Here is a 24,485-nt window from a genome sequence, read left to right on the forward strand (position 1 = left end):
CCAATAGAGCCGGCCTGATTCTGTTATGGAACAGCAGGAACAGCCGCAACAGCCGTTTTTTCTTTCATACGTTTATCCGCGTCATTTAAGGCTGCGGCAGAAATGGCTGTACGCTCCTCATCCGATAGCTCCCCGCCGTCTGGAATCTGTACTGAAACGCGGGGCCGGGCAAATTCAATTCCAGCCTCAGCAAATTTCTCGCGCAGCATAGCCAGCACATGCTTGCGAATGGTGAACTGGCTGCCCGGACGGGTCATAAATTTAAGGCGCATGCGCATGCCGTACTCTTCCATAGCCATGACACCCTGACACTTGATGTCGTCAAGGAGCATTTCATTGAACTCCTCGTCAGCACGAATGGACTTATTAATCTGTTTGATTATCTTCTTGATCTCTTTCACGTTAGTGTCAAAGGGCACTAAATATTGCAGTTTCATGATCGCCCAGTCGCGGGTATTATTTCTAACCACCTCCATAGCTCCGAAGGGAATGGTATATAAAAAACCGCGATGGTGCCGCAGCTTGATGGAACGGACTGAAATCGCCTCAACCGTTCCTTTTGCCCCGGCAGTCTCAATGTAATCACCAACACGAAAAGCATCGTCCATAAGAAAGAAAATACCGGAAATGATATCCTTAACTAAAGTCTGGGAACCAAAACCGATGGCAATGCCGAAAACACTGGCCCCGGCAATTAGCGAACCGATATTAACACCAAGAGCCGCGAGAACGATCAATATCGTCACTATAAAAATAGTAGCGAAAAGAAACGTCTTAACCAGTTGCAATAATGTACTGAAACGGTCTCCTTCATAGCTGTGCTCGTCATCTTTCCTTTTTTCGGCAATCTTACGTTCAAAAAAGCGGCTGACAAAAACCCAGCTAACATAAGCCATGATTAGAGCGGAAATCGATTCGAAAGCAGCGCCAACGACCCTTTCACCGAGGTCAAAGTGAAATCCCCAGACATCAATAAGAGAAAAAACGGTTCCACAAAACAAAAGAACACGAAAACTGGATATCAAGAACGATTGGAATCGGCTGATATAATTAGCATCCATTTCATCTGCTTCATCTGAAGAAACAACTATTTCAGCTACAAATGCTACCAGTTTGCGGATGCCCATATCGGCAATAAAATAGAATGGTAAGGCCAGCAGAGTCATGAATCCGGGAAGCATGGCATCATCTCCCAGTACGACAAGAGTCAGCTCCCAGAAAATCCAAAAACTCCAGAAATATATCTGAACACCTACATGCCAGAATCCGGCAAGCTGCCTGCCCATACTTTCAGCGCGGGTGCGGGCAAGCATGAATGCCATGATGTTAACCCTGTTAATGAAAAGTAGTGTTGAAATGATTGCGATTACGACAAATCCCGCAAACGAACTTACCAGCAGATAAATTGTCTCACTTTTATGATCCAGCCGGAGAAGACTGCCCATAAGAACACTGACAGAAATCACAACAGCTATGCGGAAATTCCACCGATGAACATAACGTGCGGTATCTGTATTCAGATTGAAAATACGCAGTGAAGGTGCAGCAGGGGCCAGCAAAAAGCTGGAAACAAGACTAATAATTTCAAGGGTTGCCATGGAAAGCCACCATGACACCAGCACCGGCCTCCCGGAACTGCCGTCATGAAAAATAAGCAGATAAATTGCACTGACAGCAAATGAGATAAAGACCAGCCCCACAAGATCAATGCAGGACCGGAAAAGCAGACGTCCAACTTTTGTATGCCAGAGTGCGTATTGCGGAATCTGCGAAATTTTGGCCTGCAACCCGGCAGTCATTTTCCTATAGCCAAACATGCCTCCGCCCCAGACAAAAGTCAGCAGAACCAAGGCCAAGCCATGTTCACCCGGAGTCATATTCAGGTTGCTACCCAGAATATCCTGAAAGACCTTAGGAACTTCAACCTGCGCAACTGCAGCCACGGAAAAGAACGTAGAAAAACGCTCATATGTATGAGCCATCCCGGATCTGAATGCCTTGCTCAGGGCAGAGAGACCGGAATACTGGAGCACCTTAGGGGTTGTCTCGGCTGCTTCTTTTCGCATCTCCGCACTGGGATTCTTGCGGTCCCTGTCATTTGCCATTCCGAAAAGAATATAGTTTACCTGCTCCAATGACATCTTTACCGGAATGCTCTGAACAGTATCCGAGTCATTATTAACATCCACCATTTCCTGAACCGATCCGGGGCCATGTTCGGCATAAGAATTAGGGGCCCAGATTAACACTACCGCTACAATCAATACTAAATATAAAAAGTTTGTCTTTCGAATCATATTCTCCTCACAGCAACATCATTTAAGATTTTTAAGGAGTTGACTGTTCATGCTTTATTTTTCATATAACCTATATTTAAAATACATTTAAGCGAAGAAACACGAACAATACATGACCGAAATTATTTTATTCTTTCGTGATCAATGGCGGAGACACAATTTTATGCGTTAAAACAAAAAGGGGGCTGCAGCAAAACGCCGCAGCCCCCTTCATGTGGATGTGGAGATGGAAATATTAATAAGCCTTGCGCCTGTTGATATTCTGACCGATGACACTGAAAGTATTCTCAACAACAAAAATAGCTTCAGGATCGATGTCAAAAACCACCTGCTCAAGGGAACGCAAACGCAGGTTATCGGTAATGGAGTAGACCATATCGATGCGTTCACCGGAATAGCCTCCCTTGCCGGGAATTATGGTTGCATGCATCTTTTTATTCCGGGTCAGCTCATGAACAATGAGGTCCGACTTGCGTGAAATAATGCGCACAGCCTTACGCTGGTTTAAAAGAGAGAGTACGTATTCGGTCAGAACCGAACTGATAAAGATCATTACCAGCGAGGCAATGACTTTGTCCGGAGTATATCTGCTCAATGCAAAGCCCATAACAACTGCATTGACAGCAAAATAGAATGCTCCGAATCTGATCCCGTAACGCTGATTAAGAATAACCGCCACAACATCAAGTCCGCCTCCACCACCATAGGTTCTCAGGATGATCCCACATCCCGCCCCCATGATGGCACCGGAAGCTATAGCCGCATACATCTCGTTATGGATACCGAGATCAAGATGCACATAGGAAGTCATAAACGTAACCAGACTCATGGTCAGCAGGTTAAGAAAAAAGAACCTGCGGCTGACTCCTTTCCACGCCAGAATGAACAGCGGGATATTCAGAAGCAAATACCACCGGGACAAAGAAAGTTCCGGTGATATTTTCTGCATTACAACTGCGAACCCGTAAAGAGCTCCGGGCACAAAATTATGATGTGCCGCGATGCCGTTGTAACCTACGATAAAGACAAATGCCCCTACTCCCATCAGGAAAATATTCCAAGCCAGGGAGTCACTGATCTGCCTGATTTTATTATCCATAGTTATGTGCCTTTCGCCTCATAAAATTTAGTGAGCCACCATATAAAGCAAAGATGATTCCGGCAAGAATTATCATGCCGCTGAAAACCTGATTCATGTTCACCGGTTCATGAATAACAAACCAGGCCACCACCGCACTGGCCGGAGGCAAAGTATAATAAAACAAGGCCGCTTTAGAAGCTCCTATGGCCTCAACTGCCATATTCCAGAACAGATAGCAGAGGATTGAAGCGAACACAGAGAGATAAATCAGAGACACCACAAGGTTGTAGGTAAACTCGGGCATCACGATCTGACCACCGGTTTCCCAGAAATACAGCGGAATAATGTACAGGGTTCCGAACAGGCAGCAGGACATGAGCAAGGTTGTCTGGCTGATCTTTCCGGCTACTTTGTTCACAACAGTGTTGTAAATAGCTGACATCATTGCTGTACACAGGATAAGAAGATCTCCCTTGGCAAGACGCATATGCAGTAATGCTTCGAGACTACCGTCAGTCACTAACAGGGCAACTCCGAAAGTACTGACGGCAATCCCCGCATACATGCTCGGCTTGAGCTTTTCCTTCAAAAAAAATTGAGCAATTAAAGCGGTGAGAAGCGGTGACATGGTTGAAATAAGGGACATATTCAACGCTTCGGAAGTTGCTCCGGCAATAAAAACAAGAGTGTCATAAAGGGAGATGCCGCAAAGAGCGATGACGGAAAGCTCTTTCCAATAGCGGGCAACAAGATGACGCTCTTTCATAAAAGCTTTGATTCCAAAGGGAAGGAAAATAAGCGTGGCCAACACCCAGCGCAGCAGGTTGAGAGTTGCGGGATCAATCGTTCCAGCCAGTCCACGTGCAGCAACAAAGTTACCGCTCCAGTTAAGAATACCAAGAACAATAAATATATATCCGGCTTTCTCTGTTTTTTTGAATTCACTCCACTTCATTGTCCAGCTCCTAAAATATTATAATGGCCCGCCCGCTATGCAGCGGACAGGCCTAAACCTCTTTGTCGGGAAATATGCCGATGGGAAATTTCCATACTTCAAGGATGTCGGTTCAAATATCTCGTTACCGGACAAGCTCTTGGAAAGTGGGCAGGTGACGCTTCTGGCGGAAACCGGAGTTCATTGCGTATAGAATTCCGGAGAGGAGGATGCTGCAGCCAAAGAGATAAATATTCTGCAAAATCCCGAAGCATTAAGACCGCGGGTCCTACGGCCTTCACCTTTAATGTGCCCGAATGCTTTCCAAGAGCTTAACTCGATCAAGGCTTATGTCTTGTTTCGAAAAATACCGGTAGCACAATCATCCAGCCCTAGAGCATATGTTGTGCCACCTTTATAACACATTGATTTATTTGAAATTTATCAACACCACATAACACAAAACGAAAAAAGGGCGACACAAGTGTCGCCCTTTCATGATAAAACAATGTAAAATGCCCTAATTCATATCATTTTGCGCGTAGCGACAAAAGTGTCGCAACGCGCTACAAATGTCATATTCGACTTATAACTAAAGTCCGTATTTTTTTAATTTCCGCTGCATAGTGCGCATATTCAAGCCGAGCTCTTCTGCAGTAGCCCCTTTTTTCCAGTGATTACGCTCTAATGCTTTAAGAAGAACATGCCTTTCAAAAGATTCCACAGCTTCAGAAAAAGTTGAACCGGATTCGAACAATTTCACTGCTTCACCAACATCGGGACCGGCCTCAGGAGTATGGATACCCAGATCACTGAAAACCATTTCACCAAAAGTGAGATATCGTTCAAGCACATTCTGTAATTCACGGACGTTTCCGGGCCAATGATGATGATCCATAGCTGCCCTGATTTTACCGGGAATCCGCGGTAAGGAATCAGTGCGCCCAAGATAACGGGCCATAAATTCATTAATTAGCAACGGCAGGTCTTCGACCCTCTCCCGCAAAGGAGGAACATGGATCGGCAGAACGTGGAGACGGAAGAAAAAGTCAGAGCGCATCAGCCCCTGCCGGACCAATTCGCTCAGATCCCGGTTGGTAGCGGCAATCAGCCTGAAATTTGATGACTGAGGTTCGGTTCCGCCCACAGGAGTATACAACCTGCTCTCAAGGGCACGCAGCAGCTTTACCTGCAAAGCCAGATCAATCTCCCCTACTTCATCCAGAAACAGGGTTCCGCCATCAGCGGCCGCAAGATATCCCTGACGGTCTGATGTCGCGCCGGAGAAAGCCCCTTTTTTGTGACCGAAGAATTCACTTTCCATTAGGTTGGAAGGAATAGCCCCACAGTTAACAGGAACATAGGCCCCCTCAGACCCGCTCTGTTCGTGGATAGTCTGGGCTACCAGGTCCTTACCTGTTCCGGTTTCACCAAAAATGATCACATTGGAATCGCGCTTGGCAGCCTTCATAATAAGCTTGAAGACTTCACGCATGCCGTTACTCTTACCGATGATGGCCCCGAACCTGAAACGATCTTCCAGAGTTCCGCGTAAATTCTGGTTTTCCTGCAGGAGTTCGTATTCACGCAGCTTCTGGGCACTGATATCAATCATGATCCCTTCAAGATAGGTAGCCTTACCATCTTCATCATAAAGGCATTCACCCTGATCCCAAATCCATTTACGACGGTCGGAATCGAGGCAGACGCGATAAAGCAGCTTGTAGGGACGACGATTCAGAATTGCGGCATTCTGCTCCGTGCGCATGGAAGACAGATCATCCGGATGAGCCAGAGTTTCCATTACGTTGGTGTGCTGATCTGTAAAAAACTCTGGAACAACTCCAAAAAGATCGCTGCACCCCTTACTGACGAAATCGAGTGTAGGGTGCATATTATCGTCAAGAGAACAGCGGTAAACCATACCCGGAAGATTGTTAAAAAGCCGGGTCAACTGAAGTTTACTTTCCTGAAGTTCCTTCTCAGTTACCTTAAAAGCTTTAATCTGCTCTTCGAAACTAGAACATTTTTCAAACAGCTCATCATATGTAGGTTTATTCATGCTCACCCCTCCTTCAAACGCGTACGACACTAATGTCGCGACACTTATGTCTCAATTTAATTTAGTGCAAGCAAAAAAAGCATACAATTATGCATGTAATATATCCTTTAAAAAAACGGCTGACCCAGTTCATGAGCCAGCCGAAAGTCGCTATTGAGCCTTGTGGAGTTTATCCAATCCGTATTCTGAAATACGATAGACGGAAACAAGCTCCCCTTTGTCATCCACATAAGAACCTTCTTCATGAAGGATTCCAACAGCCCTCAAGGACAGCAAAAGCTCTTGAATCATCTGTGGAGAACAGTAACTTTCATCAGGATAGTGAGAAGCCACCAACTCATGAACACCTTTGGCATCAAGAGGTTCACCGTTTCCGAACATTTCAGCAACCATAAGCTTCAAGGGTTTATTTGCGGGCATATTCATTTTGTTCACCTTTACGCTACATTACGCAGGTTAATCATTTCTTTTGGATTTCCAACAACCATAACCATGCCAATAGTGATCACTGCCGCTCCGAAAAGCAGGGAAGAGGTGATTTCAACTTCAGTAAAAATAGCGCTGAACAGAATTCCCCACAGGGAATATGTAATATTCAATGCCATTGCCCGGCTCACCCCGGTCATATTCATGGAAAGATACCAATACAGGTAGGTGATCGCACCAGAGAGGGATGCAGCAAGAAAAACCCAACCCACTTCACTGGTCAGTGCCGGACCAATCAGGTACCAGCCCCCGGCAAGAGGAAGTACGATAAACATAAAAACAACAGAAGAAGTAATCTGCCGGACATTCATAACGACAACAGGATCAAGAAAATCCATTCCGGAAGTGGCCAGAACACCTTCAACACCCCACCCTAAAGTAGCCAGCAATGCGAATATGATCCCGATATAAAATTCAGTTCCGATTGCTCCCTCAGGGGGGGTATAGCCAATTATGATCCCGCCGCAGACACATAAGGCAAGACCGAACCATGCCCTTAAGCAAATCTTCTCCTTAAGAAAAATTGCAGCAAAGATTGATGCTACCGCTGGGTATAAGGCGGTGATAGGCATCACATATGCCGCTCCGGCAAATTTAACTCCAATAAAATAGCTGGACATTGCGATAGGACCGCCGAAGACAGCACCAAAAGCAACCATTCGTGCTGGTTTGCTTTTAAATGTTCTCCACAACTCTTTGCTGCGGCCGGTTAGCCAATTGTAGAGCAACAACCATACTCCACAGAACACATCATGGAGGGCAGCCACAGTAAGCGGGGCCAGCAGCCACAAACTTTCATCAGCAAAGGCTGGAATTGCAAATGCCAATCCCAGAACCACACCGTCAAATCCCCAGGCTATGCCTGATAGCAATCCCCAGAAAAGGCCTCGTTTTGCATACGAAATATCGCGTTTAAACTTCAAGACCTCCATAGTTGCCGCAACACCAGTGTTCATAAGCTCAATCCTCATACTGTACCGACTGGAGCAGACGGCACCGAATACTCAAAAATCCAGCCTTCAAATATATACGAATATACATTCGATCCTGGATTACCCATTGTAACGATTCAGGTTACACGGGGCCGGAAGAATCCGGCCCCTATGATCATTTAGAAACAAATCATCCTATAAGACGGACATGCTATGCGCAGTCGTGTTTGTCCCAAGGCTCACGGTTGTCACGCTGCAGGGCAACTTCCATACGTGCGAGAGCTTCTTTGAGCTTGGTTACTTCTTTGATCTTCATGTTGGGATCTTTCAGAACCTGATAGAGAACGCCACCGGTGCAGTCTGCGGGAACGAGCAGGTCAGCGATGTAGCAGATGGTTGCGATGATATCGGAAGCATTAGCGGAACGTTCAACTTTGCCGGCTTTCTTGTTGATACCGAGACCTGCGAAGTAGAGACCTTCGTTGCAGGCAATAACGATCAGAGTGCGGCGGTCAGCAGCTTCGGAAATCTGAGCAACAGCAGCTTCGAGAGCAGCGCCGTCAGCATCACCGAGTTCAACAACAGCGAAAGCACCGTCTTCTTCGAAAACTTTAGCAATGCCTTCAGGAGCAACAACTGCAGCACCTTCGATTTTAGAAGCTGCAGCTGCAACGTCTGCATTGTCAAAAGAAGCTACGGAAGCGGTCTTTTTCATGAATTTTTTGAGAGCTGCGCCGTCTGCGTCAACTGCTGCGGAACCACAAGCCACGAGGATTACTTTTTTATCTGCCATTTTATTTTCTCCTTGAATTATGTCGGGATCTGATGCGCTTCTGCCTAACGGCTGCAGGCCTTTGGAATCCCTAATAGTTATTTTTTTATGTATTGGTTAAGTCGTTTAAATTAAACGGCCTTCATGGACAGGTTGTAGTCAACTTCCATGCCTTCCTCGAGGGAATAAGTCAGCAGGGAACCGTTGAGCATATTGTCTTTTACTGTTTCGAAAATTTCGCGGTCCTTCTCGTCAAGACCTACTTCGATAGTAATTTCCAGTTCGGTGTAACGGGTACGCATGACTTCGTCTTTGTCCTTGCTGGCTTCAGCAGAACCGGTCATGGACTTTACTTCAGCGCCGTTACGCTCGAGAGCATTGACAAAGGTGTTGGTGTAACAGGCAAGAGCGGCAACACCGAGCATGCGGGAACCCATGCTCTCCTGATTGCGTTCTTCAGGGGTAATGCTGGAGAAATCCATGATGATTTCAGGAACAGCTTTAGCACCCACTTTGAAACAATCGCGGTTTTCATCAAGACGTTCGAATTCTACTCTGGACATTTTCCTTCCCTCAAATTCATTTAGAAATAGTTGACAGTTTCAAAATCTTCACAAATTTCGGCCACTTCATCAGCATCAATGAGTTCAACGCCATCCACCAGCGCATCTTCATCAATGCCGCGCTTCTCAAGGTCTTCGCGAACGCAGACGACTTCACCGTCTTCGCCAAGGAAATCCTTGATCATGGAGTTGTGGTAGCCGGGCTTATCAGTCAGACACCAAACACCCTCTTCAGCGAAAACCAGCTTGCATTCAAAGCCGTTCTGGTGACAGGCCCATGCAGTACGGATACCGAGAGCGGAAATCTCCACACCGAGAGGCTTGGATACGACCAGACATGCGGAATTGATCATGACATTCCTCCTTAGTGGCCCACGGACAGAAGAACGTCCGAAGTCATCAGATATTTAGTGAAAGAACCGCCGACATCGCCCCATTTTACGCCTTCAACGTATTCCTTGGATTCAATGCCGCGAGCATGTTCGTTGGTGTGGCAGGTGGAAATATCAGCACCTTTTTCAATCAGACTGGCCACGCGTTCGAAGTTCTTGGTAGGCTCGATATGATCAACAAGTCTGGCAGCGATATGCAGATCGCCTTCAATGGGCTCTTCTTTCTTGGAAATATTTACGGCATTGCCGAAAAGATACATCTGTACTTTGTGCCCTTTCTCAAGGGCCGCTTCTGCGAGGTTGGTTGCAAACTGTGCATCCTCGTTCTCAGCGGAACCGGACATAAGCATGATGGTCAGAGTCTTGGACATCTCACATTCTCCTTAAAGTGAAACGACTTTTTCATCGCTGCCCAGCAGCAGGTCGACCATTTGGGCGTAGTCCACTACTTCACAGTTGTCGCTGAGTTCAATGTTGCGGGCATCCACGGCATCTTTAGCCACGTAGATATCTTCCACATCCATATCTTCGAGTTTTTCTTCCCAGTGGGCAGTGCCTAGTACTGCGGCATCGCCAACCAGAAGCAGAGCTTTGTCCTCATCTCCGCCGACAAGCGCAATACGCTCAAGGACTTTCTCTTCCGGCTTATTTACGAAAAAGAGCATTAAGTGTTCTCCATTTCTTTTCCCCACTCCCCCCTCACTGGAGTTGCGGGATTGTTTCAAAAATGCCCCACCCTTTTCCGGGGTCCGGGACGAACGGGCCGAAGTTCCGCTGAATCCGGGCCCCGCTTGCGGTGTGGTTCACGAGAGAGAAACCACACCGCGTAAGCGGAATCGGGTGTGAAATGACCCATGGGGGGTCAAATATAATTACTTATCGTCTTCGAAGATCTGGTAGCAGATTGCACCTTCGGTATCTGCGGGAACCGGGTTGCCGGTTGCGTGGCAGAAGGTAGGAACAACGTCAGCCAGCCAACGGGGACGGTCGTAAACAAAGCCCTGCTTTACGCCGGGTCCACGCCACATCATGACGTTTTTCAGAGAACCGCATCCGGACTCACCGGTGGGGAAACCGTAACCGTGTTCAGCCATGTATTCGGGCTTGAGAACGTAAACAACGTCACCGGCCTGATCGCCGCCCATACCGAAGACTTTTGCGTCTTCTTTGGGGATTGCGCACATTACCGGACGCTCACCGGTTTCGGGGTGTTTGTAGTCGTAGAGTGCATCGATGATTTCGTTACGTACTTTTTCGTAATCTTCGTCCTCAACGATACCGCCGGGGTACTTGGATTTGAGGTTTACGTAGACGAACATGTAACGCTGGGGAACAGCTTTGGATTTCTCGGGGATGAGTTCGTAGTTGAAACCTTCGGACTCATCAAAGAAGTTACCTTCACCTTCACGTGCTTCATAAGCAGTCAGGCCAGCCTGTTTCAGTGCTTCTGCAGTGTTGAGGATCGGGCCGATGGGGGTTGCACCGTGGTCGGAGATCAGGCAGGTCAGGGCATCATCAGGGATAATTTCCATCATCTTGCCAAGGTATTTATCTTCGATCTGGTAGATTGCACGCTCAAGGTTGTAGGCATGTTCACGCACAGCTTCATCATCGCTGTCCATCTTGTCGAGGAAACCGTGGTAGAACCAGTCGATGAGGTGGGTGTGCATGTAAATCAGATCCCAATCAGGATTATCCTTCATGAGAGTGGTCAGAACTTCGGTCAGCCATTCGGAATGGAACTGAGCCAGCTCAAGAATGGTTTCATCATCAATAATTCCGTTAGCATGACCTACGAAGCCCATGTCGTTTGCAACAATGTTCTTGTTGAAATCTACGTTCTTCAGAGCGTCAGCGGGAGCGCAGTAACCTTTAGTTCCGTTGATGCCGGAAATGTACAGTTTGAACTCATCTGCATCATCGGAAAGTTCCATCAGTTTACAACGGAAGTAACCGGGCTCAATGCGTCCATCGGATTCGATGGGGAACTGGTGCTCAATAACATCAGACCACTCACGCAGCTTGATGGTGAAGAAAGCTTTGGAAAAGTCTTTTTCAGGACAAAGAGCGAAGACATCGTAACCGTCATCATCGGATTCCCAAGTCAGGCCGTACCAGGTCTGGGGCTTGAGGGGATCCATAGCATGGCCGAATTCCATGGGAATAACCATTTCGAGAGGTTCCTGATCTTCAACATCTTCGGGAATGTTCTTCCAGCCTTCTGCTTCTTCGAAACGAGCCTGAACGCCGATGGGGTAGAAATCGGTAGCTACGCAGGATTCAGCACAAAGCCATTCCTTGTGTTCGTAACCTTCGATCTGCCAGCGGTGTTCAGCAGGGGAAAGACCTTCACCCTGAACCATGATGCCGTTTTCCATTTTGGAAGGCCAGGAGGTGGGGTAGTTGACTACGATGGACTTTTTACCGGCCTTATCCCATGCGTCCCAGATAGTCTGAGCCTGGAGCATTTCGGAACCGAAAGCCTGAACGCACTTGGAGAAGTGAAGGGATTCACCCTCGTTGTAATAGTAGTAGTCCTCTACGCCGTGGGTGCGGGGGAATGCACCGGTGCAGATGGTAGCCCAGGAAGGCGGAGTAACTGTGGGCATGTTGTACCCTTCAGTCATGTAAGAGCCTTCGGCCTTGAACTTTTTAAAGTTGGGCAGTGCGCCTTCTTCAATAAGAGCTTCGAGTCTCTTGGGGATTGCGCAGTCAAATCCGAGCAGTGCTACTCTTTTCGCTTTAGCTGCCATTTCATTTCTCCTTTTATTTCAACTACTTATGTTTTTTCTCTTGCGCAAGGGCAGACCCCTGAGAGGGTTATCCGTCAGGGCTCAAGGGTCTTTCCCTTTGCTACGCGAGGTTGTTTATTTCTTAGGTTTGCAACACATTAGCAGCGCGTTATCTTCCTTAACCATCTTGAACCATGCGGCTACAGCAAATCCGATGGGGATAAGCATAAGAGCCCCGGCGAAGTTCGCGAAGATCTTAACCGGTCCAAGACCGCCTAGGGTAATCGCCGCAAGTGCCAGACCGGCCTGAACGGCAGCCCAGTAAAAACGGTGACCGCGGGTGGGTTCGTGTCCGGGAACCAGCTTGGTAGTCGCTGAGCAAGAAATTACGTATGCGCAGGAGTCTACACTGGTTGCCAGGAAGATGGTGGAAAAGACGCAGTAACCGATGAGTACGAAGTGGCCTGCAGGCAGGGTGCTCAATACAGAAACAAGAGCAGCAGGACCACCGCTTGCTTTGAGAACGCTTACAGCATCAACAACACCGTTGAGCTGAGCCCACATGGTGTAGCCACCGAATACAGCGTGGATCATGTAGGAACCGGCAATACCGCCAGCCAGACCCATGCCGACAACGTTTCTTACAGTACGTCCGCGAGAGATGCGGGCAATGAACAGGCCCATGAAAGGACCATAGGATGCCATCCACAGAGCATAGAAGATAGTCCAGTCCTGAGGAAAGGTTCCGTCTGTGTAAGGATCGGTCCAGAAGATCATTTCCCAGAAGTTGCCCACCATGTTCCCGAAGGAGTTGGTGAAGTTATCCATGATGAAAACAGTGGGACCTGCCACGAGGCAGAAAAAGACCATGGACAGAGCAATAACAACGTTTGTATCGGAAAGGATCTTAATACCTTTCTTCAAGCCCATGGAAACACTGGCTGTGAAGATAACTGCACTGACTGCAAGGATGATCATTTCCATGGTGAAGCTGGGCTCAGTACCGAGAGTCTTAGCCAGCGCATGGTTTACGATGGGTACGGAAACACCCATAACCGCGGCATTGGAAAACATGAGACCGATGATGAAGAAAATCTCGATTCCCTTGCCGATGCCGCCGTTTACTTTCTCACCGAGAATAGGCTCTGCTGCTGCACTGATACGGAGAACAGGCTTTTTGCGTTTGTAGAACATGTAGCAGATGGGCAGAGCGGTAACCATGTACCAAGGCCAGGTTACAGGCCCCCAGTGCAGCAGGACGTAGGACATTGCCCACTCAAAAGACTCCCTGCTCAGGGGTTCAGCGAATTTAGGAGGGTAAGCCAGGTTGAACAAAGGCTCAACAATCGACCAGAACATAACCGCACCGGCAACACCGGAGCAGAACATCATAGCAATCCATGAGAAGTTGTTAAACTCTGGTTCTTCATCTTCTGCGCCGAATTTGATGTTACCGTAATTGGAAAACATAAAAAAAGCGCACAGGAGCATCATACCAACGGTTACCCACAGATATATGGTTCCGGTATTATGAGCAAAAGCGCCATATGCCGCCTTGAGAACTTTTTCACTTGTCTCGGTGAAAAGAATAGAACAAGCGATGATGCCAAGAAGCACCAGCGTAGCCGGGACAAGGATTTTTAAATCAGGTCGAAGGTCCGCCCCTTCGCCTTTACCATTTGTAGCCATACTTCCTCCCTTAAGTCAGTACGCTTGCAACTCTTTTATATAACTTACTTTTCAGTAAAGAGCATTTGTTGATTGTGCTATTTTGCAACTGCCGGTCATCCGGCAATCACCCCTTTGGCGCATGATACACATGCTAATGCGTCTGCAGCCGCATCGCTTCCCTTTGAGCAATAAGCGGGCCAAAACAGTAAGGACTCACGAAAACCCACGTGCCGCTTGTGAAAGTTGGCGCAATAGCCAAATTTACATACTCAGACGCATGCGACGATAGTGTCGCAAATTACTTCAGAACGGACAAATCGCCCGGTTATCAGTGCCCAAACAGCCGCACGACGCTTTTGTCGTCATAAAACAAAAAATGTCACTTATAACCACAACCCTCTATATATCACACCCTATGAGTATATTTCCAATCTAAGTAAAATACAAAAGTAACAAGGGCAGACTTATTTATGCACAAGCTTAACCATTAACATTGCTAAAAACCAAAAGTAACACACATTTTTATTATCTCGGTTGATATTTTCCACTCAGTGTCGTAGAAATTTAAGTTAACTGTAACCCTTGAAGAAACATTGGAAGAAGGTTGTACAGGTTTTATCACGGATACCACTAGAATATATAAGGAATACTGCTTATGCCAAGTCCTGCGAAAAAAAAGTTGTCGGTGTTTACCCTTTCAATGATGACCGTAGCGGCAGTATGCAGTCTGCGTGGTCTTCCTATGATGGCCCGAGAAGGCTTATCCATGATTTTCTACATCCTGTTTTCCACTCTTATCTTCCTCATTCCAGCCTCACTGGTAGCAGCAGAACTGGGTGGAGCCTTCTCCAAAGAATCGGGAGGAGTCTATACATGGGTAAAAGCAGCCTTCGGTTCCAGATGGGGTTTTACGGCAATCTGGTTACAGTGGATCCAGAATGTTGTCTGGTACCCAACGGTGCTTGGATTTGCCGCAGGAGCACTGGCGTACTTATTTATGGACCCGGAGCTAGCCAACAGCGGCGCATACACCGGTGCCGTAATTCTGGTCGCATACTGGGGGGCAACCTTCATTACTCTTGCCGGAACAGATATTGTCAGCAAGGTAACCAAGTACGGAGTCCTGCTGGGAACTGTGCTGCCGGGAATCCTGATCATTGTGCTCGGACTGCTGTGGGTCAATATGGGCAATCCCCTGGAATTCCTACAGGTATCAGCGGCAGTTGAAGCTGCAGAAAAAGCAGCAGGCGAACTTCCTCACGCAAGGCTCTTTCCAAGCATAAACGGACTTGGAAGTGTAGCCTTCCTTGCCGGTATCATCCTTCTTTTCGCCGGTGTGGAAGTTCATGCGGTTCATGCCAACGAACTTGAAGATCCGGGCAAGCAATTCCCGGAATCCATGTTTCTGGCAGCTGCTATAATCTTCCTGCTTTTTACTCTTGGTTCACTCTGCGTGGCTGCAGTAATTCCGGCTCATGAAATCAGCCTGACAGCGGGTCTCATGCAAGCCTTTAAAATGCTTCTCTCAAAATTCAACCTTAGTTTTATGACTCCGGTAATCGGGCTGCTGGTAGCCTTCGGTGCCATCGGCGGGGTTATGTCATGGATCAGCGGCCCCAGCCGCGGGCTTTTGCATACTGCTGATCAGGGAGAGCTTCCCCCAATACTCGCAAAAACCAACAAGAACGGGATGCCCATCAATATCCTCATGATTCAGGCTGTGATCGTAAGTCTGCTCGCCGGACTGTATTTCGTCATGGAGAATGTCAGCGTGGCCTTTTTCATGATCTCAGCCATGACCGTTACTCTGTATCTGGTTATGTACATCATGATGTATGCTGCAGCCATCAAACTGCGCTATACCCGCCCCGATCTGCCAAGAACCTATAAGGTTCCGGGAGGACTGGTCGGTCTATGTGCTGTTGCCGGAATCGGCCTCTTGGGAGTCTGCTTTGCCCTGATCGTCGGATTCTTCCCGCCCACAAACCTTAAAGTAGGTAATCCGGCACTATATGTCGCACTTGTGGCCGCAGGCATGGTTGTATTTATTGGTCTGCCCTTATTAATAAACGCCTTAAAAAAACCAGAGTGGAAACGGGACCGCTAATCGGCCCCGGCATCATTTCTAAATCAACAAATAAATCAGGAGCCATGACATGCTGCACGAAAAGGACAAGATAAGGGCAGAACTGCTGGATGATATTTACGCCTCATCGGACCTCTCCCTGACCATGCCCAAATACAAATTCCCTGAAGAAGAACACCTTCCCAGAGATGTGTATCAGGTAGTTCATGATGAATTGATGCTTGATGGTAACTCCCGCCAGAATCTGGCTACCTTCTGTTCCACATGGGTAGACCCTGAAATCCACCAGCTCATGGATGAGTGCGTGGACAAAAACATGATCGACAAGGATGAATATCCCCAGACGGCTGAGCTGGAAAATCGTTGTGTGCACATGCTGGCCGACCTCTGGAACTCACCTGATGCAGCAAACACCCTTGGCTGCTCCACTACAGGTTCGTCCGAGGCAGCCATGCTCGGCGGCATGGCTATGAAATGGCGCTGGCGTGAAAAGATGAAAGCCCAAGGCAAACCTGTGGACAAACCGAATATGATCTGCGGTCCGGTCCAGATCTGCTGGCATAAATTCGCAAAATACTGGGATGTTGAACTGCGCGAAATCCCCATGGAAAAGGACCGTTTGATAATGAGTCCTGAAGAAGTGATCAAACGCTGCGACGAAAACACCATAGGAGTCGTGCCTACCCTTGGAGTAACATTCACCTGTGATTACGAGCCGGTCAAAGAAGTCTGCGAAGCTTTGGACAAGCTTCAGGAAGAAACCGGACTTGATATCCCTGTCCACGTGGACGGTGCTAGCGGCGGTTTTATCGCCCCGTTCTGCGACCCGGACCTTGAGTGGGATTTCAGGATCAAACGGGTGAAATCCATCAATACTTCCGGCCATAAGTTCGGCCTTTCCCCACTCGGAGTAGGCTGGATCATCTGGCGCGACCGCGAAGACCTTCCTGATGATCTTATTTTCTGGGTCAACTATCTGGGCGGCAATATGCCTTCATTCGCCCTGAACTTTTCCAGACCCGGAGGCCAGATTGTGGCCCAGTATTACAACTTCCTGCGTCTGGGCAAAGAAGGCTACCGCAAAATACATCAGGCCTGTTATGACACTGCCGCATACATTGCCGATGAAATTGATAAGCTGGGAGTATTCGACATTGTTTACAATGGAAGAGGCGGTATTCCTGCTGTTTCATGGTCCCTGAAAGAAGGCAGCAACCCGGGATTCAACTGCTACGACCTATCAGACAAGCTGCGCTCCAGAGGCTGGCAGGTTCCGGCCTATTCCATGCCCGCCCACCGCGAAGACTTGGTGCTGATGCGCATTCTTGTTCGTCACGGTGTCAGCCGCGACCTCGGCTCGCTGCTTATCGAAGACATGAAAAGATGTCTGGATTACTTTAAAAAGAACCCGGTAACCAACTCCCTCGGAGCTGAATACGGCGGATATTCTCACAGTTCTGCCAAGTAGCAATAAACCCGCTCCAGATTTCCAAAAAGTAGAATCTGGAGCGGGTTCTGCTTTTTTTAATTTTTTTAAAATATAATTTCACATGATTTTAGCGCCTTATTCAAAGATGAATTAAAAACTATACTATTTTGGTATATTTTTTACAGCATCTAGCCGAAAACATCCGCGCAAAAAACACATAAACAATCAAAAATATTGCACATTAAACTAAAAGCAGTCACTCACTTGCCTCCCTTGACATAATTCCATACCGTCATTATCTGTTATTGAAATTCAATTTCAAAGTCACAACCAAACCATTTAGGGAGAAAAATAAAATGAAAAAACTTATTACCCTTGCTATCACAGCAATTATGGTCGCGGCATGGTCCGCAGCAGCATTTGCAACTGAAGTAGTTGTATACTCTGCACGTAAAGAACATCTCATCAAACCGCTCTTTGACGCCTATACTGCGGAAACCGGAGTCAAAGTAAAATACATCACCGGTAAAGCCGGAGCCCTGCTCGAAAGAATCAAGGCTGAAGGTGCAAACACCCCCGCAGATCTTTTTATCACTGTTGATGCCGGTAACCTCTGGCATGCAGCAAACGAAGGTGTGCTGGCACCTGTAAAATCGGAAACTCTTGAAAAAAATGTTCCCGCTCATCTGCGTGATCCTGAAAACCGCTGGGCCGGACTTTCTGTACGCGCACGCACAATCGTATATAACAAAGACAAAGTTTCCCCCGAAGAACTCAGCACCTACGAAGCCCTTGGCGATTCCAAATGGAAAGGCCGCCTCTTGCTCAGAACTTCCAAAAAAGTGTACAATCAGTCCCTCGTAGCCTCCTTCATCGCGGAAAAAGGCGAAGCTGAAACTGAAAATATCGTTAAATCATGGGTAGCAAACCTTCCCGTAGTTCCCTTCTCCAGCGATACCAAGGCTCTCGAAGCTGTTCTTGCAGGAGTAGGTGACGTTGCTGTGGTCAACACCTACTACTTTGGCCGTCTGCTCAAAAAGAACCCCGATCTTCCCCTCGCAATTTTCTGGCCCAACCAGAAAACAAGCGGCGTGCACATGAACGTTTCCGGAGCGGGCGTTACCACCCATGCCAAACATAAGGAAGAAGCCCTAAAACTTCTCGAATGGCTTTCTTCTGAAAAAGCACAGGGGAAATTCGCATCCCTGAACATGGAATATCCCGTTAACCCCGAAGTTAAAACCGATCCTGTTGTCGCTGCTTGGGGAGAGTTCAAGGGCAACCCCATGAACGTTTCCAAATACGGCGAGTATCAGGCTGAAGCAATCAAACTTATGGATCGCGCCGGATACAAATAACAATGGCTCAAGAGATTACCTCTAATGCTGCCGGGGGAGCTCCTCCAGCCCCCCGGCGGAAAATATTTCGGATCAAGTCTCCGGCATGGTTTACCCTTGCCGGAGCACTTGCTGTTGTTGCAGCGGTACCAGTACTGGTAATCCTCAGCTATCTCCTTACGCCCAATCATGAAATCTGGTCCCATCTGGCTGAGAATGTGCTGGGCACTTTAGCTGTTAATACAGTTCTGCTGCTCGCCTGCATCATTCCCCTTACCACCATAAGCGGTGTAGGCCTCGGCTGGCTGACCGGAGCCTGCGACTTTCCCGGACGCAAATTTTTCGCATGGGCACTGGTTCTTCCTTTTGCCATTCCTCCATACGTATTCGCCTTTGTTTACCTTGGAATTTTCGACTTTACCGGCCCAGTTCAAACATTCATCAGGTCCATATTTCCATCCATAGGGTTCATCGACATCCGCAACTTCGGCGGAGTATCCGTAATCCTGTCCCTTGCCTTCTATCCATACGTTTACCTGATGAGCCGCAGTGCATTTATGACCCAAGGGCGAACCGCCATTGAAGCGGCAAGAACTCTGGGCCACTCCCCGGCAAAAGCGTTTTTCAAGGTAGCCCTGCCAATGGCCCGCCCGTTCATTGCAGCCGGACTAGTGCTTGTCTGTATGGAAAGCCTCGCTGATTTCGGCGCGGTTTCCATATTCAATTACGATACCTTTACCAATGCCATCTACAAAGCATGGTTCGGCATGTTTTCCCTTGAAAGTGCGGCTCAGCTTTCTTCATTGCTGGCGATCATCATCCTGACCGCGCTGGTAGCCGAACAAAAGATGCGCTCCAAGATGCGCTACACCGAAGCCGGACGAAGCAATAAAGCAGAACGCCTTAAGTTATCAGGACCATGGAAATGGCTGGCGTTCTCAAGCTGTGCGCTGGTATTCATCCTCGCCTTTGCCCTGCCATGCATTAAACTCATGCAGTGGGGATTTGAAGCTGTTGAAACCGATCTCGCACGATATTTTGAATACAGTTTAAATACTCTGCTGCTTGGACTTGCCGGGGCAACAATTACCACTGTTGCCGCCCTTGCCCTTTCCTTTGCCAAAAGAAATGACCCCGGATCGCTTATGAACTGGTCCACCCGCATCGCCACTCTCGGATATGCACTGCCCGGAACTGTACTTGCTGTCGGTATTTTCATCCCTGCTGCATGGCTGGACAGCAACATTGCCAGCCTGCTCAAACCTGTTGGGATCGACACAAGCAACATGATCCAAGGATCGCTGGGACTTATGATCGCGGCATACGGGATACGCTTTCTAGCTGCCGGATTCGGAGCAGTGGACAGTGCCATTCAACGCATCACTCCCTCCATTGGCGAAGCAGCACGCACCATGGGTGCAACCGGAATATCCATGCTGCGCCGGATCTACATTCCCATGCTCAGGAAAGGTCTGCTCACAGGAGCAATTCTTGTGCTGGTGGATGTAATGAAAGAAATGCCTATCACTTTGATGATGCGTCCCTTCGGATGGGACACTTTGGCAGTGAAAATATTTGAATACACTTCCGAAGGGGAGTGGGAACTTGCTGCAATTCCGGCAGTGGTTCTTATCCTTGTCGGATTATTTCCGGTAATGCTGCTGACCAGGCAGATGGATAAATAGGAGTAACCATGACTGCTCTGTTAGAAGTAAAGAATATTGATAAATTTTATGATCAATTCCACGCAGTAAAGAATGTCACTTTCTCCCTTGAAAAAGGAGAAATAGGCTGCCTGCTGGGACCCAGCGGTTGCGGGAAAACCACTCTGCTCCGAACCATTGCCGGCTTTGAGGATCTTGCAACAGGTTCCATTTCTATTGCAGGGCAAATGGTTGCCGGAGAGCAGACTATTCCACCGGAAAGAAGAAACATCGGTATGGTTTTTCAGGACTACGCCCTTTTTCCGCACCTTACCGTCAGCGAAAACATTGCCTTTGGTATAGAGCAGCTGTCTTCAGGTGAAAAATCAAAGCGCATTGCAGACCTCCTTAAAACCGTGGAACTCGAAGGCGCAGGAAACAAATATCCTCACGAGCTTTCAGGAGGCCAGCAACAAAGGGTTGCGCTTGCCCGCGCCCTTGCGCCGGAACCGAAGCTACTTCTCATGGACGAACCTTTTTCCAATCTGGATGTCGCCCTGCGGGAAAACCTTTCCACTGAGATCAGGGAGATTTTGAAAGCCCGTTCAATCACAGCCCTTATGGTTACCCACAACCAGAACGAAGCTTTTGCCATGGCGGACAAAGTCGGTGTGCTTTCCTGTGGATGTATGGAGCAGTGGGATACTCCCCACTCCATATACCATCATCCGAGCAACCCAACTGTAGCCGGTTTCGTGGGAGAGGGAGTATTCATCAACGCATCCATTACCGAAAAAGGCCACATACAGTGCGCCTTGGGAACCTTGAAAGCCGATACTGATTTAAATTTTGACAACGGTGCTCAGGCTAAACTGCTCATCCGTCCTGAGGACGTAATCCATAATGACGACAGCCCCTACGGAGCAGAAATATTATCAAGGACATTCCGCGGCCCGAACATTCTCTACAAGCTCAAGCTTGATAATGGTGAACAGATTCTGTCACTGGTCCCCAGCCATCACCAACATGCCGTGGGACAGCGAATCGGCATATACCAAGAGGTGGAAGACCTTGTCCTTTTTCCGGCTGACAGCAGCATGGATGCCGGACAGCAATGTCCAAGATAAGCTGTAAATTAAAAAGGCTGCCTTCCGAATTCGGAAGGCAGCCTTTTTAATTCTTAATACTTTTATCCTTCTTCGCCCCAAGCCTTGGCGCTACGATCCACTTTTTTGCGCACGCTCTTCCAATCAGTTTCATGATTGAACATGGAATCCGGCAAAGCAGCGAGCATTTTCTCATACAAGCCCAAGGGGACGGTGAAAGTAAGCTCATCTGTTTTCATGAATTTTCTGGCTGATGGGTCCATACCGCCCAGCACAGCCTTTTCCAATCCCTGCTCCTTGTAATAGAGCGGCCAGCCCAGAATATTGGTACAACCTGCGCCGAAAGGAGATACAACACATTCCATGTCCCCGGTTGTGAACACAGTTTGGGTGAAGAGTCCGGTTAAAATTTCAGGACGGGCAAAAAAGATCACGAACTCCGGTTTCTCAGCATCGGAAAACTGAGACAAAGGCTTGAAGATGCAATATTTAGCGGGAGCCTTGCGCGGATTCACCTTGAGCATGAATTCCCGCATTGCATCCGGGTTGGACATATACCGCTCTCCATGCAGGGGCGTACCTTCAAAACCGGTAGAAACATAGTGCTCAATGAACCGAAGATGCGGTTTCATCATGGAACAGTAATAGACTCCTCCAGGACAGCCGTATTCTTCAGCTGAAATATACGCTGCACCACGTTTCTTTCTTGCCAGCCAAATGTTGCCAATGACACAGGAGAAGGTCTTCATGACTTCCTGCATGTCCAGTTTACCGCTTTCTTCCAATTCACGGGAGATAGGGATTCCCTTTTTGGGACCATATCCATTTTCCGGTTTGGTATCGCTGTAAAAAACTCCGAAAGGTTCTTCGCCCAACCCCAAATGATCCATGAAGGTCTTGGTGTCATCAAGAATGGATTGCATTGTCATGATTTCCTCCTCTGATTGGTCATGAAAAAAGATATCTCAGCACAGACATATTGCCTTATGTGATGCCTTTTCATACCATGCCCATAGATAAAATAAACAGACTGAATGGAAATCTCTATTCCAAATATGGGCATAATTATGCAGGATTTTCTTAATGACATACCATTACTGGTAGAAGTGGCGCGACAAAAAAGTTTCACCAAGGCAGCGGAAAAACTCAACATTGGAGCATCGACTCTTTCCAGACGCATAAAGCAACTGGAAGAAAGGATGGGAGCCGTTCTATTCTACCGGGACACCCGTAATGTGGAACTGACTGATAACGGACAGATTCTGCTTGATCGCTGCGAGTTCATACTTGGAGAAACACAGCGGACTTATGAATCCGTTGTGAATAATATGAAAAGTCCTTCAGGGCTGGTGAGGGTATGTATGTTCCGCGATCTGTATGACCGGAACATGAAAAAAGCATTGATAGGTTTTGCCGACAAATACACGGATATCAGGCTGGAACTTACCTTTGTGGAGCATCCGGTTGATCTGCGCACGGAACCTTACGATGCTGCTTTTCTCATCGGGCCTTCTATTGCTCCGCCACTTATTGCCAGAAAGCTGCTGCGGATCGAACCTTTCATCTACGCCTCGCCGGAATTATTCGACCGTTATCCCATGCCTGAAATGCCTGAAGATCTGCACAACATCCCCTGCATTGTTCTAGAACGCTTCGGAAGTCGCTGGCCGATGTTCAATGGTAAACGGCAGGTTACGATTCAGATAGAGCCAAAGTACAAGTTCAGCTCAGTGGACATCTGCCGGGATTTCGCACTTGCCGGACATGGACTGACATTAATCAGAAGGCAGGAGGCAGAGCCATACGAAAGAGAAGGAAGATTGATAAAAGTCCTACCGGAATGGAGCGGTGGATTCGAGCATGATGTCCACATAGTCACCGGCTCAGCTCAGCTACCGCAAAGGATACGAATTTTTCTGGATCACATTCAGGAATTTTATGCTTTATTGTAGCTCAGATCATGTAAGAGCATTCCCTTGGATTAAAAACCTTAGACGCGACTTAAGTTCTTCTCTTTAATAAACGACTTCAAGAAAAGGATGTGCTGCAGCATGTAGCGTTCAGCACTTTTCTTATCTCTGCCTATGATAGCGTCTAAAATTTTATAATGATGCTGATCAATAATCTCTAAGTTATGTGATTCTTCATAGAGCAGCGAATGCAAGGTGCTGATGCTGTGAAACATGTAGTCGTAAAAACGCCTTATCAATTCTATGTGGACCAGATTATGTGTTGAAAAGGCTATTCCCATATGGAATTTAATGTCCGCTTCCTGAGCTTTATTCTTGTCAGGGCGGCCAAGTGTCAGCTCTTTCAAAGCCTCCTGCATGAATTTGATATCGCGTTCATCGGCTCTATCTACGGCAAGCCCTACTCCATATGTTTCCAGCCCAAGGCGGACTTCCAGAAGTTCATCCAGAGAAGATTTTTGAGGCGTCATGACGGACGAGAACAACTGAAGAGGATTATGCTCTTCTACCGAACTCACATAATACTCATTGTCCTTCCTTTTCTCCAGGTATCCGTATTTAACCAGCAGCTTTATCGCCTCATCAACTGACAGAAGAGAAACCTTCATCAACTCCGCGATTCTTTTTGCGGAAATAAGCAATTCCCCCGGCTTTAATTCGCCACGATAAATATTCTCCCGCAAATGATCAAAAACATGCTCTACGCTTGACCTCTTCTTGTATTCTGAAAAAAAACTGTCAGGACAAAACTGGTTTGGTGATATTGAAGAGGGAGGCTCGGCAGTATCTGTCGCAGAGTTTATATTTTCCGTTAATGGAATTTCAACATGATCAACTTGATTGCTCACTTTATGAACAAACTTTTCATGGGACAGCATGAAACGTAAAGCTTCACGGATTACTTCACTTCCATCCTGATACTGCCCTGTTTCTATTTTCCCGTTGATTATCTTTTCAAGCTCGGGCGTAAGAGACAATTTCATGATTAACTT

21 protein-coding genes are annotated in these 24,485 nt (G+C 47.6%); 6 read left to right on the forward strand and 15 right to left on the reverse strand.

Going from position 1 to position 24,485, the window contains the following annotated elements:
- Positions 1-23: 23 nt before the first annotated feature.
- From DESAL_RS19925 to DESAL_RS18085, 13 genes are all read right to left on the reverse strand, one after another.
- On the reverse strand, positions 24-2,297 hold the full coding sequence (locus tag DESAL_RS19925; protein WP_015853399.1) for a mechanosensitive ion channel family protein: 2,274 nt from the start codon (positions 2,295-2,297) through the stop codon (positions 24-26).
- A 235-nt stretch (positions 2,298-2,532) separates the two neighbouring features.
- A complete protein-coding gene (locus DESAL_RS18030; protein WP_015853400.1) occupies positions 2,533-3,396 on the reverse strand; it encodes a YitT family protein in 864 nt (287 codons plus the stop codon).
- Positions 3,389-4,333: a DMT family transporter gene (locus tag DESAL_RS18035; protein WP_015853401.1), complete on the reverse strand. Its 945-nt coding sequence runs from the start codon at positions 4,331-4,333 to the stop codon at positions 3,389-3,391. The genes DESAL_RS18030 and DESAL_RS18035 overlap by 8 nt, the downstream gene beginning before the upstream one ends.
- A gap of 571 nt (positions 4,334-4,904) precedes the next feature.
- Complete coding sequence (locus tag DESAL_RS18040) at positions 4,905-6,374, reverse strand: sigma 54-interacting transcriptional regulator (RefSeq protein WP_015853402.1); 1,470 nt, start codon at positions 6,372-6,374, stop codon at positions 4,905-4,907.
- A gap of 150 nt (positions 6,375-6,524) precedes the next feature.
- A complete protein-coding gene (locus DESAL_RS18045) occupies positions 6,525-6,800 on the reverse strand; it encodes a hypothetical protein (RefSeq protein WP_015853403.1) in 276 nt (91 codons plus the stop codon).
- 11 nt (positions 6,801-6,811) lie between these two features.
- On the reverse strand, positions 6,812-7,816 hold the full coding sequence (locus tag DESAL_RS18050; RefSeq protein WP_015853404.1) for a DMT family transporter: 1,005 nt from the start codon (positions 7,814-7,816) through the stop codon (positions 6,812-6,814).
- 187 nt (positions 7,817-8,003) lie between these two features.
- Positions 8,004-8,585, reverse strand: coding sequence for a hypothetical protein (locus DESAL_RS18055; RefSeq protein WP_015853405.1), 582 nt, complete (start codon positions 8,583-8,585; stop codon positions 8,004-8,006).
- Positions 8,586-8,695: 110 nt separating this feature from the next.
- A complete protein-coding gene (locus DESAL_RS18060) occupies positions 8,696-9,127 on the reverse strand; it encodes an OsmC family protein (protein WP_015853406.1) in 432 nt (143 codons plus the stop codon).
- A gap of 20 nt (positions 9,128-9,147) precedes the next feature.
- Entirely contained in the window at positions 9,148-9,480 is a 333-nt protein-coding gene (locus tag DESAL_RS18065) for a DsrE family protein (RefSeq protein WP_015853407.1), read from the reverse strand.
- Between the two features lie 11 nt (positions 9,481-9,491).
- A complete protein-coding gene (locus tag DESAL_RS18070; RefSeq protein ID WP_015853408.1) occupies positions 9,492-9,890 on the reverse strand; it encodes a DsrE family protein in 399 nt (132 codons plus the stop codon).
- Between the two features lie 12 nt (positions 9,891-9,902).
- Positions 9,903-10,184, reverse strand: coding sequence for a DsrH/TusB family sulfur metabolism protein (locus DESAL_RS18075; protein ID WP_015853409.1), 282 nt, complete (start codon positions 10,182-10,184; stop codon positions 9,903-9,905).
- A gap of 207 nt (positions 10,185-10,391) precedes the next feature.
- Positions 10,392-12,272, reverse strand: coding sequence for an alkaline phosphatase family protein (locus DESAL_RS18080; RefSeq protein ID WP_015853410.1), 1,881 nt, complete (start codon positions 12,270-12,272; stop codon positions 10,392-10,394).
- A 114-nt stretch (positions 12,273-12,386) separates the two neighbouring features.
- Complete coding sequence (locus DESAL_RS18085) at positions 12,387-13,940, reverse strand: BCCT family transporter (protein ID WP_015853411.1); 1,554 nt, start codon at positions 13,938-13,940, stop codon at positions 12,387-12,389.
- Positions 13,941-14,577: 637 nt separating this feature from the next.
- Between DESAL_RS18085 and DESAL_RS18090 the strand changes: the two genes are divergently transcribed.
- The 5 genes from DESAL_RS18090 to DESAL_RS18110 all read left to right on the forward strand — a co-directional run bounded on the left by DESAL_RS18090 (position 14,578) and on the right by DESAL_RS18110 (position 21,544).
- Complete coding sequence (locus tag DESAL_RS18090; RefSeq protein ID WP_015853412.1) at positions 14,578-16,029, forward strand: amino acid permease; 1,452 nt, start codon at positions 14,578-14,580, stop codon at positions 16,027-16,029.
- A gap of 49 nt (positions 16,030-16,078) precedes the next feature.
- On the forward strand, positions 16,079-17,476 hold the full coding sequence (gene gad / locus DESAL_RS18095) for a glutamate decarboxylase (RefSeq protein WP_015853413.1): 1,398 nt from the start codon (positions 16,079-16,081) through the stop codon (positions 17,474-17,476).
- Between the two features lie 317 nt (positions 17,477-17,793).
- Entirely contained in the window at positions 17,794-18,795 is a 1,002-nt protein-coding gene (locus DESAL_RS18100; protein WP_015853414.1) for a Fe(3+) ABC transporter substrate-binding protein, read from the forward strand.
- 2 nt (positions 18,796-18,797) lie between these two features.
- Positions 18,798-20,459, forward strand: coding sequence for an ABC transporter permease (locus DESAL_RS18105; RefSeq protein ID WP_015853415.1), 1,662 nt, complete (start codon positions 18,798-18,800; stop codon positions 20,457-20,459).
- Positions 20,460-20,467: 8 nt separating this feature from the next.
- Positions 20,468-21,544, forward strand: coding sequence for an ABC transporter ATP-binding protein (locus DESAL_RS18110; RefSeq protein WP_015853416.1), 1,077 nt, complete (start codon positions 20,468-20,470; stop codon positions 21,542-21,544).
- A gap of 62 nt (positions 21,545-21,606) precedes the next feature.
- Here the strand turns inward: DESAL_RS18110 and DESAL_RS18115 are convergent, their stop codons facing one another.
- Positions 21,607-22,452 (reverse strand): DUF169 domain-containing protein, encoded by an 846-nt coding sequence (locus tag DESAL_RS18115; protein WP_015853417.1) that lies wholly within the window; start codon positions 22,450-22,452, stop codon positions 21,607-21,609.
- Between the two features lie 105 nt (positions 22,453-22,557).
- Between DESAL_RS18115 and DESAL_RS18120 the strand changes: the two genes are divergently transcribed.
- The gene (locus DESAL_RS18120) at positions 22,558-23,475 is read left to right on the forward strand and encodes a LysR family transcriptional regulator (protein WP_245543761.1); all 918 of its coding nucleotides are present in this window, start codon (positions 22,558-22,560) and stop codon (positions 23,473-23,475) included.
- Positions 23,476-23,513: 38 nt separating this feature from the next.
- Here the strand turns inward: DESAL_RS18120 and DESAL_RS18125 are convergent, their stop codons facing one another.
- On the reverse strand, positions 23,514-24,476 hold the full coding sequence (locus DESAL_RS18125) for an FCD domain-containing protein (protein WP_015853419.1): 963 nt from the start codon (positions 24,474-24,476) through the stop codon (positions 23,514-23,516).
- Positions 24,477-24,485: the final 9 nt, after the last annotated feature.

The organism is Maridesulfovibrio salexigens DSM 2638 (assembly GCF_000023445.1).
In the GTDB taxonomy this organism is placed as follows: domain Bacteria; phylum Desulfobacterota; class Desulfovibrionia; order Desulfovibrionales; family Desulfovibrionaceae; genus Maridesulfovibrio; species Maridesulfovibrio salexigens.